The sequence below is a fragment of the Enterococcus devriesei genome (genome assembly GCF_001885905.1).
In the GTDB taxonomy this organism is placed as follows: Bacteria; Bacillota; Bacilli; order Lactobacillales; family Enterococcaceae; genus Enterococcus_A; species Enterococcus_A devriesei.
In genome coordinates, this window is the sequence record NZ_JXKM01000004.1 from 87,774 (window position 1) to 101,432 (window position 13,659).

At 40.5% G+C, this 13,659-nt stretch carries 15 protein-coding genes and 1 pseudogene; 6 read left to right on the top strand and 10 right to left on the bottom strand.

Going from position 1 to position 13,659, the window contains the following annotated elements; genetic code table 11:
• Positions 1-151 precede the first annotated feature (151 nt).
• The 3 genes from RV00_RS06990 to RV00_RS07000 all read left to right on the top strand — a co-directional run bounded on the left by RV00_RS06990 (position 152) and on the right by RV00_RS07000 (position 2,178).
• Entirely contained in the window at positions 152-1,252 is a 1,101-nt protein-coding gene (locus RV00_RS06990) for a glycerol dehydrogenase (protein ID WP_071861890.1), read from the top strand.
• 228 nt (positions 1,253-1,480) lie between these two features.
• Positions 1,481-1,810: a hypothetical protein gene (locus RV00_RS06995; protein WP_071861891.1), complete on the top strand. Its 330-nt coding sequence runs from the start codon at positions 1,481-1,483 to the stop codon at positions 1,808-1,810.
• 41 nt (positions 1,811-1,851) lie between these two features.
• On the top strand, positions 1,852-2,178 hold the full coding sequence (locus RV00_RS07000; RefSeq protein ID WP_071861892.1) for a hypothetical protein: 327 nt from the start codon (positions 1,852-1,854) through the stop codon (positions 2,176-2,178).
• 392 nt (positions 2,179-2,570) lie between these two features.
• Here RV00_RS07000 and RV00_RS07010 read toward each other — a convergent pair whose 3' ends face one another.
• From RV00_RS07010 to RV00_RS07025, 5 genes and pseudogenes are all read right to left on the bottom strand, one after another.
• Positions 2,571-3,380, bottom strand: a complete 810-nt coding sequence (locus RV00_RS07010; protein WP_071861894.1) for a metallophosphoesterase — start codon at positions 3,378-3,380, stop codon at positions 2,571-2,573.
• Positions 3,377-3,529, bottom strand: a complete 153-nt coding sequence (locus tag RV00_RS16370) for a hypothetical protein (RefSeq protein ID WP_169818932.1) — start codon at positions 3,527-3,529, stop codon at positions 3,377-3,379. Before RV00_RS16370 ends, RV00_RS07010 begins: the two co-directional genes overlap by 4 nt.
• Positions 3,530-3,683: 154 nt before the next feature.
• Positions 3,684-5,033: a sensor histidine kinase gene (locus RV00_RS07015; RefSeq protein WP_249024075.1), complete on the bottom strand. Its 1,350-nt coding sequence runs from the start codon at positions 5,031-5,033 to the stop codon at positions 3,684-3,686.
• On the bottom strand, positions 5,014-5,661 hold the full coding sequence (locus RV00_RS07020) for a response regulator transcription factor (protein ID WP_071862151.1): 648 nt from the start codon (positions 5,659-5,661) through the stop codon (positions 5,014-5,016). The genes RV00_RS07015 and RV00_RS07020 overlap by 20 nt, the downstream gene beginning before the upstream one ends.
• A 169-nt stretch (positions 5,662-5,830) precedes the next feature.
• A pseudogene (locus RV00_RS07025) lies at positions 5,831-6,304 on the bottom strand (sugar O-acetyltransferase); the annotation flags it as partial.
• A gap of 545 nt (positions 6,305-6,849) precedes the next feature.
• Between RV00_RS07025 and RV00_RS07030 the strand changes: the two are divergent.
• Positions 6,850-7,248 carry a helix-turn-helix domain-containing protein gene (locus tag RV00_RS07030; RefSeq protein ID WP_071861896.1) on the top strand — a complete coding sequence of 133 codons (399 nt, stop codon included), beginning with the start codon at positions 6,850-6,852 and terminating at the stop codon, positions 7,246-7,248.
• A gap of 11 nt (positions 7,249-7,259) precedes the next feature.
• Positions 7,260-7,586, top strand: coding sequence for a hypothetical protein (locus RV00_RS07035; protein ID WP_084133254.1), 327 nt, complete (start codon positions 7,260-7,262; stop codon positions 7,584-7,586).
• Positions 7,587-7,615: 29 nt separating this feature from the next.
• On the opposite strand, the gene RV00_RS07040 is transcribed toward RV00_RS07035, so the two are convergent.
• A complete protein-coding gene (locus tag RV00_RS07040) occupies positions 7,616-8,680 on the bottom strand; it encodes a bifunctional transcriptional activator/DNA repair enzyme AdaA (RefSeq protein WP_071861897.1) in 1,065 nt (354 codons plus the stop codon).
• Positions 8,681-8,792: 112 nt separating this feature from the next.
• Here RV00_RS07040 and xerS point away from each other — a divergent pair, with 112 nt between their 5' ends.
• Entirely contained in the window at positions 8,793-9,902 is a 1,110-nt protein-coding gene (gene xerS / locus RV00_RS07045; protein WP_071861898.1) for a tyrosine recombinase XerS, read from the top strand.
• Between the two features lie 207 nt (positions 9,903-10,109).
• Here the strand turns inward: xerS and RV00_RS07050 are convergent, their stop codons facing one another.
• From RV00_RS07050 to RV00_RS07065, 4 genes are read right to left on the bottom strand one after another with little or no spacing between them, the layout of a single operon-like run.
• Positions 10,110-11,270 (bottom strand): ABC transporter permease subunit, encoded by a 1,161-nt coding sequence (locus RV00_RS07050; protein WP_071861899.1) that lies wholly within the window; start codon positions 11,268-11,270, stop codon positions 10,110-10,112.
• On the bottom strand, positions 11,270-12,142 hold the full coding sequence (locus RV00_RS07055; protein WP_071861900.1) for an ABC transporter ATP-binding protein: 873 nt from the start codon (positions 12,140-12,142) through the stop codon (positions 11,270-11,272). Before RV00_RS07055 ends, RV00_RS07050 begins: the two co-directional genes overlap by 1 nt.
• Positions 12,126-12,851 (bottom strand): hypothetical protein, encoded by a 726-nt coding sequence (locus tag RV00_RS07060; protein WP_071861901.1) that lies wholly within the window; start codon positions 12,849-12,851, stop codon positions 12,126-12,128. Before RV00_RS07060 ends, RV00_RS07055 begins: the two co-directional genes overlap by 17 nt.
• On the bottom strand, positions 12,844-13,398 hold the full coding sequence (locus tag RV00_RS07065) for an RNA polymerase sigma factor (RefSeq protein WP_071861902.1): 555 nt from the start codon (positions 13,396-13,398) through the stop codon (positions 12,844-12,846). The genes RV00_RS07060 and RV00_RS07065 overlap by 8 nt, the downstream gene beginning before the upstream one ends.
• Between the last annotated feature and the right edge of the window lie 261 nt (positions 13,399-13,659).

A 13,659-nucleotide genomic window follows, 5' to 3' on the forward strand; every position in this document is an offset into this window, starting at 1 on the left:
GAATTTAACCCAAAAATAATTGCGCCAAATCTAAAATGGTCATTTTTTAACAATATTTTATTCACAAAAGATGATTTATAAGTCGGATTTTTTGAAATCACTTTCATTTTATGCCACACTAGATAGTAATTAATCAATGGAGGTCGATAAAATGGAAAGAATTTTTGCCAGTCCGTCGCGTTATATTCAAGGCAAAGGAATGCTCAAAGAAGGGATCAAATACATTAAGACCCTCGGAAAAACTGCCTTGTTGATCACCGATGAAGATGTGTGGGAAATTGTCGGAAAAGATTTATTTGAGCGAATGAAAGAAAATGAGATGAAGCCGATCGAAGAAATTTTCGGTGGTGAGGCATCGGAAAAGGAAATCAAACGGATCAGTAAAAAGGCAAAAGATGAGGATATCGAAGTGATTGTCGCACTCGGTGGAGGCAAAGCCATTGATACCGGTAAAGCGATTGCGGATGATTTCAAGTTGCCCTTGGCGGTGCTGCCAACAGTCGCTTCAACTGACGCACCGACTTCGGCCCTTTCGGTGATCTATTCACCAGAAGGTAATTTTGAAAAATATCGTTTTTACGATAAAAATCCCGATCTCGTCTTAGTCGATACGGAAGTGATTGTCAACGCACCAGCAGAATTGTTAGCAGATGGGATCGCTGATGCGTTGGCCACGTTAGTAGAAGCACGGGCAGTCGCACAAAAAAATGGGCAAACCATGGCGGGGGGTTCTCAAACAGCGGCTGGCATGGCAATCGCTGTTAAAGCCGAAGAAATATTATTTGAAAATGCCTTAAAGGCGATTGAAGCCAACAAAGCCCATGTCGTAACCAAAGCTTTTGAAGAAATCGTCGAAGCCAATACATTATTAAGCGGATTAGGCTTTGAAAGTGCTGGTCTAGCCGCGGCTCATGCGATTCATAATGGCTTTACCGTCATGGATGGCGATATCCACCATCTTTCCCACGGACAAAAAGTCGCGTACGGCACCCTCACCCAACTTATGTTGGAGAATGCGGACTCTGATGAATTGGATGATTATATCGAGCTCTATCAATTGCTTGATTTGCCGACGACCTTAGAAGAAATGCATTTAGCTCACGCTTCCTATGAGGATTTACTAAAAATCGGAGAGCAAGCAACAATCGAAGGGGAAACGATTCATGAAATGCCTTTCGAAGTGACAGCAGAAGATGTCGCCGCGGCGATGAAAGCCGTGGATGCTTATGTCACTACCTACTTTCCGAGATAAGAAACAATCAACAAAGAGGGCAAAGTCGATCATGATCGACTTTGTCCTCTTTTTTTGACTATAAAATCACTGATAAAAATCAAATTTACTAACCACTACTTACCTCCTTAAAAATAGGCAATTATCCGTAAATTAGCATTGAAAGCTGAGCGTTTTATCTGTTTAAACTATGACAGCAAAGAGGTATACTCACTTCAAAGAAGTTAGGACAGAAACGAGGAAGTTGAAATGAAAACGATTACTTATATTTATTCCGTGAATGCCCGCGGAACGATCTTGAAAAGCAGCGGGTCTGGTATTCTTTGGAATAGAGCAAAAAATTTTCAAACCGAATTAATCAAAGCGTTCGCTCCCGATTGGCAAGTCAGCTTTATCAGTCTAGATACATTTACTAATTCAGTCCCTGAATCCGATGTTATCGTGTTTAATGAAATGGATACGCCGTATATTCCTAAGGTGATTCAAACTAAGGCATTGCCAATCAGTTATGTAGAAATTGCTAAGACCGATATCGCTGGTATAAAACAAAGGGTTGAGGCTTTTTACCAAGCTCAGTGAACGATGTTCCAGAGTAAGATTAGAAGAAGGAGCTGAACTAAATGGGAAACGCTGCTGAAGAAAAAGTCCTGCTGTTACTTCAAGGAATCGAAGAGAATTTAGCTAAAGAAGCTACGGCTACTAAAGTTTATTCTATCTTAAAGTCCGCTATCATCGAGTTGTCTGCGCCAAAGATTCATGGGCTGCAATTTAAAGCTTTGCTGCATGATCTGCTCCAAAAAATAAATATAGAAATTGGCTTGAATGGACTAAAACTAGATGATGATTCACAAAATAAATGGAATGAATTAGAGGCCCTTTATTTTGAAGGATTAGGCTCTTGGGCCAAAAGCACTACTTTAGCGAGAGTATTGGGAAGTCAGCAATAAAAGGAAGCCCCTCCCCTGAGTTCCAGAAAAATAACTTAAAAAAGGAGCAATGACATGCTATTTGACCCCTTCATCCAAAAACAAAAGGAGCAGCCGAGATGGCAAATCCCTATTTTTAGATTTGGAATTGGAATACTGAGCAGAGCGCCATTTATCTTACCTTTTTACCTCCTTTCCTTCTTCATTAATCACGGAATAAAGCTAAGAGATATGATCGTTTTCAGCATTTTTTGGTTTATCGGAGCGATCATTTTTGTTTTTGTACAAAAATAAATAGGGGAAATATCGTAACAAGACTAGGCTTTTTTTAAGCTCTGCTCCCTTATAAACGTTCTCGCTCAACTTGCTATACTTATTAATGGACACTTGATGTCTTCCTAATCAGCACCTGATTAAAACCGCAACTGAAAAACCGAAATTTCCGGCGGTACACAAAAACGAGCATGGATTGACGTGGTACCAAGGCCTGTATTGACGTACAATTTTGTCTGATCGCTTAATTCATATAATCCACGAACATATTTTTCAGCCAGTATATTTTTTACTTGATAGAAAGGCAAGCGAACTTGGCCGCCGTGGCTGTGCCCGGCTAAAACTAATTGGGTATTGGTTCCGACAAATTTATCTGCCACATCTGGTTCGTGAGTCAAAAGAATCGAATAATCGTATTTCTCCCGATAAGTCAATGTTTCCGTTACCGAAGGATTCCCTAGCAACGAATCATCCAGACCACCGATAAAGACTTTTTTACCGTTAGTCAGTGTGATCGTTTCCCCAGCATTTTTCAATACCTCAAAGTTTGCAGCGTTCATGACTCGTTCATAAACAGTCGCAGCGCCACCGCCATAATCGTGGTTGCCCCAAACCGCAAATTTACCAATGGTTGCCTTCATGGCTTTAAGCTTCTCGATGATTTCTTGTTCGTGTTGATACTTAGCGTAATTATCAAAAAGATCGCCAGTGAAAACAATTATATCCGGTTTTTCATGATTGACTTTACGGATCACCTTGTCTAAACGATTCGTAGCGTAACTATCAGAAACTTGAATATCTGATAATTGCAGCACCTTCAATTCTTTTGGTAGCGAGGATTCACCCAACTGCAAGCGATGAACGATCGCCAAATTTGGTTCGATCTTAAAGGCGTAAAATGGAACTGCCGCCAGCAGTAAAAACACGCCAATCACAATTTTCTTGATCATACGTCTGCTCCTTTCTGTTTGATTTTAAATTCTGTTCGATTTACCCGAAGGTTATCTTTGACAGCCATGATAGTTAGTGCACTGCCCGATAGCAGTAACGCGATTGTCAAGCTGACAATAATGACTTTTCGTTTTGTCTTATTATTCATCTATTTCGCCTCCATGAAACAAAGAATAACTAAGAATTATGCAAAACTTGTGCAAAAGAAAAGGCTGTTACAGAAGCCACGCCTGGAACGCCGTTTATTCAGAAAAAGGAGATGTGATCAGACTTTTGTCACACCTCCTTTGCGCTATTTATTTTTAGCTAGGTAAATTAATTGTCGCTCGAAAGCGTCCATCAGTAGATTGTAAGGTCAGCTTCCCGCCTAAGAGTTGGAGGCTTTGCGCCACGATGGAAAGCCCTAAGCCGGTGCCTGACAAATGATTGTTTCTCGAGGCTTCACCGACAACAAAAGGCTCAGCTAATTGAGCAAGCTGCTGTTGCGATATTTCTGACGCCGAATTTTCGAAAATTAACTGGTAATACTGCTGCTTTTTTTCTCCGGTAATTTTCATGTGTTGATCCAAGCTGTATTTCATCCCATTCGTCACTAAATTCAAGACGATCATGCGCAGCATAGATTCATTTGTCTGAAGTTCACAGGGCTCTATGACCGAATCAATTTGAAATTTCGGATCAATGATCCGTTGCTGCTGCAATTCCTTGGTTACTAGTTCTTGAATAGCAATCGTTTCAAAGGTCAGCTCTTCTTTTAACTGCCGGCTATAGGCTAAAATATTTGCGACCAACTCATTCATATCGATCAGCTGTTGATTGATATCACTTAGAAAATCAGGATTTTCCAGTCCCATTTCTTCCCCATCAACGAGTAATTGAATAACGGATAAGGGTGTTTTCAGCTCATGGGCAAGGTTGGCCGAAAAAGCCTTCAAGCGATCATTCCGTTCTAACAATTCCAGCTCGTGCTGCTGCAATGAATCTTTCATCTGGCTGATGGACTGGCTCAAGCTGCTTAGCTCATTTTCTTCTTGAATATCAGATTCCGTAAAATCCAAAGCCGATATTTGCCGTGTCGCTTGTTCTAAGCGCGTGATGGGCTTGATGATCTGGTTCCGCACCAGCAGGACCACCAGGCCAAACAATAAAATCAAAAAGATCAACGTTGCCACGACTAAGATCGGCAGCAACGTATGGATCGCGGCCTTGAAATCAGGAATACTCGTACCGATTAAATACAAGCTGTCTCCATGAGTAAGAAAAATCGTATAAAAATCACTTTTCTGTTTCGTTTGATTGTATAATCGCTGGACTGCACGACCAGCCTGTGTTTGTTTAAGAGTTGACTGATCGACCCAGAAACGATTGAGGGAGATGCCTTCGCGGGTCAAGCGAAAAGAAAGCTCATCTGTCAATTCTTCGGAGCTGGTTGTTTGCTCGTCAAACGTGAGTACCACCACATCTTTTGGATAATGATGGCTGCCTTGCTGAATCAGTTTTTGGGTTGCTTTGACGGGTTGTTCCATTTTCCAATAATAATAAGTCGGAAAGATCCAGCGATAAAAAAGGGCTCCAAACAAAACCAGCAGGATAAAAATGATTCCCGTTCTTCGGATAAAGGAGCCGGTCAAGCTATTTTTGCGGAATTTCAAAGCGATACCCCGTGCCATAGACAGTATGGATATAAGCTTTGCCGATCTTGTCTCGCAAGATACGGATAAAACTGTCGACCGTTCTTTCATCATTTTCGTGATCGGCCCCCCAGACAGAGAGAAGAATCTGTTCACGGGTCAACGCCAGGCCTTGATTTTGATAAAGATAATACAGCATTTCATATTCTCTTTTGGTCAAGCTTAATGCCACACTATTTAGTAAGACGCGTTGCTCGTTCGGGATAAATATTAACGGCTGACTAAGATCTTGTTGAATCACTCCTAATAATTTTGCCGCTCGTGCTAGCAGAACAGTGGCGTGAAAAGGTTTGGCTAAATAATCATCGACGCCCGTCACCAAGGCTTGCACTTCATCTTCCGGTAAATTTTTCGCAGTAAGCATCAAAATCTTGACGGCACGCTCCTGTTTCATTTGCTGAACCACTTCGATTCCGTTGAACTTTGGCATCATCCAGTCCAGCACGACTAGATCAAATTTTTCAGTATAAAAAGCCTCCAGCGCCTCTTCGCCATCTCGAGCTTCAGTGACGAAATAGCCCGCCTTTTCAAAAAACTTACGTAATAACTCCCGCATTTTATCTTCATCTTCACACAGTAAAATTCTCATTGTTAAATCCCTTTCCATTGACTATCGTTTCCTATTATAAATTTTGAATTGGGAAAACCAACGCTTAGTGACGGGATTTACGACTTATTTTCTATATTCTTATACTTAACTCAAACTTTCATCAAAAAAGGCCGATCCCGTTAGATCGACCTTCACTCCGATTTCTACTTTAAGGAAGTGCTTTGATAACTTTACAAGGCGTACCATAAGCCAGAACATTAGGTGGAATATCCTTAGTAACAAGGCTCCCTGCCCCGATCACGGAATTCTCACCGATCGTGACCCCTGGTAAAACGATTGTGCCAGCACCTAACCAGACATTTTTCTCGATGCTGACTGGTAAATTGGATTGGGCTTTCTTCAAACGCAGCTCTGGTGACAAAGGATGGGTTGCAGTACACAGGGTCACATTAGGCCCAATCATAGCCTCATCTTGGATCTCGATCTTCGTATCGTCGACTAAAGACAAACCAAAATTAGCATAGACATTTTTACCAAAATACGTATTCTTGCCCCAATTGGCTTGAAATGGCGGCTCGATATAGGAGCCCTCTCCAAAACTGCCTAACAATTCCGCTAAGATTTTTGCCTTTTCTTCTTGCTTACTTGGCAGCGTATGATTGAATTGGAATAATAAATCGCGATCGGTGTCCGTCTTTTATGAAAAAAGATCCCTAATAAAATGACGATCAATAAAATACTCAAAAGCTTGAATGGCGCAAATAAATTGGCTGTTTCCGAAATTAATTGTAGCGTACTTAAACCAAAGGGTGCAATGAAATTTTTCTACATCAAATAATTTAGATGTTCCCGATAAACTTCGAATCGGTCAAGATCATTTCTGGCTCTAACAAAACACCAGACTGCAAACCTTTTTCATGGACAAAAAGCGATTCTTTTCAAACATAATTACCTTTAAGAAAGCAAAATAAGATCTGGCGGTGTCCATTTTTGGAGACCGTTTTTTTTATTGCTGCTAAACTTATTTTTGAGTGAAATCCACTAATTTCATATGCGATATTTTTAGTCCATTAAATTTATCTAATTTACCTCCCTCCATCTGCTATAATTATTGTAATAAGCAGATGTAAAAGCTTTTTTACTCTTAAGTGAAGCCTTTTTTACGTGAGCGGAAACGCTTTTTGATTTCTTTTCAGGTAATATTCGATGAAAATGGAGGTGTACCAAATGGAAGTCGGTGAACGCTTAAAAGCTCGACGAAATGAATTAAATTTAACGCAAGATCAAGTGGCTGAGTCGTTGGGGATCACGCGTCAAACCATGTCTAATTGGGAAAATGGACGCAGCTATCCTGATATCGAGCGAGTGATTCGTTTATCAGAACTTTATGCCTTGTCATTGGACGAATTATTGAAAGGAGATCAAAAGATGGTTAGACATTTACAAGAAAATACGGTGGTGAATCACTTTCTCAAACTCTTTATTGGCATGTTGCTGGTGAATGTTGCGTTGATGGTGGTCTTGATGCTAGTTCAATCAATGAGTGAGACCTTTTTATTTATGATTTTTGCGCTGATTGGGCTAAATACGTTGTCACTGTTTTATTTGATCATTAAGAAAATTTAGGAGCTGATCGTATGAATATAATGGCTATCATGATTTTTCTCATGCTCGGCTTTATCATTGCAGCCGTGTTGATGTGTTACTACATCTACTCATTGGTTTTAATTGACGCAAAAAGCCGCGGGATCAAAAATCCCAAATTTTGGTCACTCATTGCAGCCGGTGGACAAAGAGGCGAAGGCCTTCTGCTCTATCTATTCTCCCGTAGAAAAACAACCAGTAGTATGTCTTCAGCAGAAATCGAGCAAGTCGGTGGCTTGAAAAGGAAAATATATTGCGTGATGGCGGTCTTTTTATTTCTCTTTTTGTTAGCTGTCCTGCTGATCTTTCAATCCGCTTAAAAAGGAGTTGGCTTTTTTAGCCAGCTCCTTTATTGTTTGTTGTGAGAAACTACTTGTGCTTTTTCCAACTCAAGCAAATAGTGTTTTCTTTCCAAGCCGCCCGCATAACCGGTCAAATTGCCATCTCGACCAATCACCCGATGACAAGGGATCACGATAGCGATTTTGTTCAACCCATTGGCCCGCCCCACCGCGCGAACTTTATTTTTATCGCCTAAACGTAGTGCGATATCTTGATAACTCAAAGTTTTTCCCATGGGAATCGTCTCTAAAATTTTCCAGACTTCTTTTTGAAATGGTGAGCCATCATAAAACAGCGGTAATGAAAATTCAGTCCGTTCTCCATTAAAGTATTCACCTATTTGTTCCTCAACTTGCTGGTTTAACTTTGTTTGACCATAGATAATGCGGAAATTGTATTTCTTCCGTAAGCTTGCGATTTCACGTTCCAGTCCTCGCCGATCTTCAAACTCCAATAAATATAAATAAGCATCATCGGTCAGACACAGCATTCTTCCTAGCGGTGTTGCGATAAACGACGCATTCAAGGTGTGCACCGCGGTTTTCTTTGCAGAATTTCCCATGATTTTCGTAAAAGCATCATTGAACCCGCTGGAGGATTCATAGCCTGTGTCCAATTGCTGGTCGATCACTTTACTGCCATGACTGATCTCCTTGAAGGCCAGCCCCATCCGCCGAGCACGAGCATATTGAACAAAGGTCATATTATAAATGGCCTTAAACTTTCTGCGAGCAGTCGTCGAGTTCAAGCCCAGTGCCGCAAAATCCGAATCCCGCCAGCGTTTTTCTGGCTGTTCCTCAACCGCCTTGACTAATAGCTGAACCTCCTCAGGAATCGCCTGGGGAAAAGAAAGCGGCTGACAAATTTTACAAGGGCGATAGCCTGCCAATAACGCTTCTTCCGCGGTTTGATAAAACTCACAGTTTTCCATTTTAGGTTTTCGTGCGCGACACGTCGGATGACAAAAGATCCCTGTCGTCTTGATCCCTGCAAAAAAGATGCCATCGTAATTTCGATCCTTTTCGATCAAGGCTTGGTAATACTCCTGCTGTTTTTCTTTCGCAGTTATCATACCCATCCCTCCTTAGATTCTTAGTATAGCTTGATTCCACCCTCATTTCTCTCGAAAAATGGACAACTATTTTTTTCTGATTTATACTTTTCATACAAAGGAGCTGTCGTAAATGAATCAACAAGAAGCCAATCGCCGAATGGAGGAGGAAATTCAATTTTTCCCTTGGTTCATCCAAAATTATTTCCGTAAAAAAAGCGGAGACCAATACTCTTCCATCACTTTGTATGAATATGCCAAAGAATATCGACGCTTTTTAACTTGGCTGATTCAAGAAGGCTTTTCTTCAGCCACCGAATTGTCAGAAGTCACGCTAGCTGAATTCGCGGCGTTATGGCCGGAGGATTTGGAATTTTATAAAGCCCATTTAGTTAAAGCTCCGAAAATTTTAAAAGAATCCACCCAAAAACGCTTAGAAGAAAGTGAACAGTCTCTGCCCTTACGGCAAAATGCCACCGTTCAACGGGGTATCACCGCCGTCCGCTCACTTTTTAATTACTTAGCTGAAGCAGTTGATCGCACTACCGGCAAACCTTATCTTGAACACAATATGATGCGAAAAGTCGCAAATGTCAAGGATAATAAAACCATGGCCGAGCGAGGTGCGGCCATTGAGAAGAAACTTTTTTTAGACGAAGAAGCGCTGGATTTTCTTGATTTTGTTGAACATCGCTACCTGGAAACTCTTGAAAGTCGTCAAGCGATTACGGCTTTTAAAAAGAATCAAATCCGTGATTTGGCGATCATCGGACTCTTTTTAGGAACGGGTATGCGCCTATCTGAATTAGTCAATATGAATGTCCAAGATTTAGATTTAGCCGCTGGGGAAGCTCGGGTCTATCGTAAAGGCGGAAAATGGGACATGGTTGTGATCTCTTCAGTTGCGATCGAGTTTTTGACAGAATACCTAGCTCAGCGTAATATTCTTTATCAGCCCGATGAAAATGAGCCTGCCTTATTTTTGACCCGTTATCGAGGCAAAGCCAAACGGATCGCCGGTGGAGCTGTCGAGGCCATGGTAGGGAAATATTCCGAAGCCTTCAAAATCAAGATATCGCCCCATAAATTACGTCACTCGGTTGCGACCCAGTTGTACACGAAAACCAATTCTTTGGTCCAAGTCGCTGAACAATTAGGCCAATCAGGCACTTCCGCTACAACGGTTTACACCCATATCGCTGGCAAGAAAAAACGAGATGCCATGAATGATTTGTGGACGTGAATGTGCTTATTCCATAAAAAAGACAAAGTAAGATCGTGAAGACCTTGCTTTGTCTTTTTTGGTTCGTATCAATGTTACAAGCTTATGGATTTCAATTTGTCTCTTTCAAACGAGCTATGACCGATCAACTTGAGAAGAGTAGATATCTGCTTGGGTCCATTTAAAATCACCCTACCGAGTGCGATATAATACTGGGCAGCTTATTTTTTACGCCACACTCAACCGTTTCATCCTGAAATAAGTAACACCATCAAAAACGATTTTTAATACAAACATGACTCCTACAGTCAAGGCAATGTTGGCAAGGAATGAATGGAAGAAGAAGAGATTATCGCGACTCATCCAAAGCATGACTTTATCAATTGACATGGTGTTGATGGGAAACAGATAGAGAATTTTATTAGGGATACCTGCCAAAAAGACATTGGTTAACACTTGCGGCAGAAAGAAGATTCCTAAAGAAATCGCTAATGCGCTAAATGGTGAGCCGCTCAAGCTTGAGATGAACATCGTGATTCCCGCAATGAAAAGCAAACCGATCAAATGAAAAGCTAGCCCAAACAAATAAGCTTGCAAATTCGTCCAGCCTAATGGAAAATCAAAAATCTTCCAGTCCAGATTGGCTTGCACACTGACGTCCCAACCACTGAATCCATAATAACTGCCAAAGACTACCAAAATAATTCCCTGCACCATTAAAAACGTTCCGATTGTTAACAGAGTTCCTACTAAAAGCTTCGAAGAAATCATTTTCGTCCGCCCATATCTCGTCGAAAGAAGCAGTGGTAGAATATTTTTAGTCGTATCATTGGCAAAGAGCAAGGAACAAAAAAGGATCACGAAAAGAGCGACAGGAATAAAGGCTCCGGCTGTGACTTTAAATAAATCAGACCAAGTCTTAAAGTTCCCGATCTTGATCGGAAAGTCCGTCTTTTTGAAGCCGACCTCTTTCATGGACAATAGATTGACCTGATCAATCGTGTAAGGCTCCTTTTTTTCTATTGCCTCCAACATTTTATTATAGATATTTTCATTTCTGGAAGGGACGGTAAAAGTATCCACGACTGCCCATTGAAAATAATCAAAATAATCTCTTTTGGCCAGTGTTTTTTCCCGATAGATATCTAAGTAATCAGAAACAATCGTCTTTACTTTGCCATCAGTTAATTCTCCTTGATACTCCTTTGCAAAGTTCAGATTTCTTTCAATCGAACTGCGGCTGTCTAAGGATGAGTGACCGCCAGTCAGCTGAGAATTAAAGAACTGGATATAAAATAAGGCGAAAAGACTCATTAGAATGATGATTCCCGCACCAATAAATGATTTGTTTTTAAAAATTTTGATAAACTCAAATTTCAGGATTCCCATTAATTCCCCTCCTCCTTACGAAAATAATAGAGGTATAGATCTTCCAAACTAGCTTGGACCGCGATTGCATTTTCGGCTGGTTTTTCAGCTGAGATGATTCGTAAGACAACCTGATCTCCCTCGTATTTTTGATTGCTGATGGGATAGCTTCCGTAAAAGAAAGAGCTATCCGCTTGGGTCGTCTTGACTTCCCAGACACTAGCTTGGACATTCATTAATAACTTCTCAACGGTTCCCCGATCTTGGATCACGCCTTGATTCAACACTAGTACCTCGTCCGAAATGTACTCCACATCAGAAACAATATGAGTCGATAGAAAAATGATTTTGTTTTCCGATAACGAGCTGATCAGATTTCGAAAGCGAACCCGTTCTTTCGGATCTAAGCCCACAGTTGGCTCATCAAGAATCAGGACCTCTGGATCGTTGATCAGTGCTTGAGCGATCCCTAAGCGCTGCTTCATTCCGCCAGAATATTTTTTGATTTTTTTGTTTTTTTCCGTTGCTAATCCCACTAAATCTAATAATTCTTGACATCTGCGCTGAGCAACTTTTCCTCTTAATCCTTTTAACGCTGCGATGTAAAGCATAAATTTCAGCCCTGAAAACTCCGCGTAGTAACTAAAATCTTGGGGCAAAAAACCGAGAATTGAGCGAAAGCTTTCGCTATTTACTGAAATATCCTGATCGTTATAGGTTATCTCTCCTTCATCCGGCTTGATCACACCACAGATCACTCTGAATAAGGTCGTCTTGCCAGATCCATTTGCCCCCAGTAAACCATACACGCCAGGAGTCAACGTCATATTGATAGTATCTAATGCTTTTTTTCCGTCAAAGCTTTTAGTGATCCCTTTAATTTTCAATTTCATAAAATGATCCCTCCCGTGTGATCGCCAGCATTTTTTTAATTAATCCGATTAATCCCATCAGTGTTAAACTGTAGACGATCCCCCAATACAATAGCGGTACTTGATAAATATTAACCAGACTGGAAACGATGATCGCAGCTGCTACTAAAATCCCCGACGTACTCCACAGCACAATATTCGTTAGTCGATTCCTAAAGAGCGTAAAAACTGAAAACAATACAATACAAAAAACATTATATGGAGCTAGTAAAAACAACGCGAATTGAAAAAATGAACCGGAAAAAAAGTGTCCCGCTGCGAGAGCCAAAAAGAAAATAAATAGCAAATCAAAAATACCAAAAGCTAGTAGTTTCATCGCCGTATGCTGCTTTAAATCATATTTAAAAGTCTGTTCCAGTTCCCACATTCTGGTTGTATAGCTTTTAAAAACTTCATCTGCAAAAAAGATCGCTGAAAAAAGAACCAATCCAGTCAAGCCTTTCAGTAATAGCTCGAAGTCCATTCTTTTTGAGACCAAAAAGCCCAACGAAAGCCCTACTAAGACAAATTGCAAACACCATAATTTCCAGCTGATAAATCGTATCGAAGAAAAAAACAAACGACTATACGAAACTTGCTGAACTTGATTCTTCAACATTTGTTTGGTGCCTTGAATGATGATCTTTTCGCGATTTGAGTATTCATCCTTCGGTTTGATCTGTTTATTCAAAAGAAATGTCCTCCTTTTCCAGTTCTTGTTTCATTTTTACTAGGCCTTGATAGATTCGTGATTGGGTCGTCGCCACACTGGCATTGGTGATCTTGGCAATTTCCTTCACCTTCAACTCATGGTAGTACTTTAATATAACGGCTTCTCGTTGGTATTCTGGCAAATGATCCAATGCCTGCTGAATCATCTGAGCTTTTTCATCCAAGATCACCGGTTCATTGGTTTGGTCGTTTAGCAATAAATCATAGGCTTCATCAAAACTTGATTCATCTAATTTGTGCCGTTTGCTAAAGTTATTGCAAGTATTCACGGCCACTGTGTATAGGTAATTGAAAAAGCTGCCTGAGAACTGATAAGAATCAATCTTACTGATCACTTTCATAAAGGTGTCTTGCGTCAGATCCTCTGCTAACACATGATTGCCAAAAAAGTGCCGCTTGCAATACTGATAAATTTGGTCATAATATTTCTCAACCAGCTGCTCCCATGCATCCACGTCTCCTCTTTTGATTCTTAAGATAATTAGATAATCTTTGATTCTTCTCACCCGCTTACTTTTTCAACTTTTTAAAACATGCTAAAACTCACTCTATTATATGCTTAATTCTTTGTTGGTTTTCTTAAATACTCAAGAAAAACGGCAGAGAATATTCGTTGCATTTCTGGGTTACTCCTTTCTGAATTATTGGTTCTTTCACTATGGATTAACAACGGAAAGAAGAAAATCATTTAAAGATTAGAAAAATCTAATAATCAGATTTAATATTCTATTGCACTTGTGGTTTGGCTTTTACTTAGCTAAGCACGA

Excerpts from the sequence above, each read along its gene's own strand:
- RV00_RS07035 (WP_084133254.1), top strand. The coding sequence starts at position 7,260 with ATGAATATAATGGCTATCATGATTTTTCTCATGCTCGGCTTTATCATT.
- RV00_RS07055 (WP_071861900.1), bottom strand. The coding sequence starts at position 12,142 with ATGAAATTGAAAATTAAAGGGATCACTAAAAGCTTTGACGGAAAAAAA.
- RV00_RS07030 (WP_071861896.1), top strand. The coding sequence starts at position 6,850 with ATGGAAGTCGGTGAACGCTTAAAAGCTCGACGAAATGAATTAAATTTA.
- RV00_RS16370 (WP_169818932.1), bottom strand. The coding sequence starts at position 3,529 with ATGAATAATAAGACAAAACGAAAAGTCATTATTGTCAGCTTGACAATC.
- RV00_RS07010 (WP_071861894.1), bottom strand. The coding sequence starts at position 3,380 with ATGATCAAGAAAATTGTGATTGGCGTGTTTTTACTGCTGGCGGCAGTT.
- RV00_RS07050 (WP_071861899.1), bottom strand. The coding sequence starts at position 11,270 with ATGGGAATCCTGAAATTTGAGTTTATCAAAATTTTTAAAAACAAATCA.
- xerS (WP_071861898.1), top strand. The coding sequence starts at position 8,793 with ATGAATCAACAAGAAGCCAATCGCCGAATGGAGGAGGAAATTCAATTT.
- RV00_RS07000 (WP_071861892.1), top strand. The coding sequence starts at position 1,852 with ATGGGAAACGCTGCTGAAGAAAAAGTCCTGCTGTTACTTCAAGGAATC.
- RV00_RS07020 (WP_071862151.1), bottom strand. The coding sequence starts at position 5,661 with ATGAGAATTTTACTGTGTGAAGATGAAGATAAAATGCGGGAGTTATTA.
- RV00_RS06990 (WP_071861890.1), top strand. The coding sequence starts at position 152 with ATGGAAAGAATTTTTGCCAGTCCGTCGCGTTATATTCAAGGCAAAGGA.
- RV00_RS06995 (WP_071861891.1), top strand. The coding sequence starts at position 1,481 with ATGAAAACGATTACTTATATTTATTCCGTGAATGCCCGCGGAACGATC.
- RV00_RS07040 (WP_071861897.1), bottom strand. The coding sequence starts at position 8,680 with ATGATAACTGCGAAAGAAAAACAGCAGGAGTATTACCAAGCCTTGATC.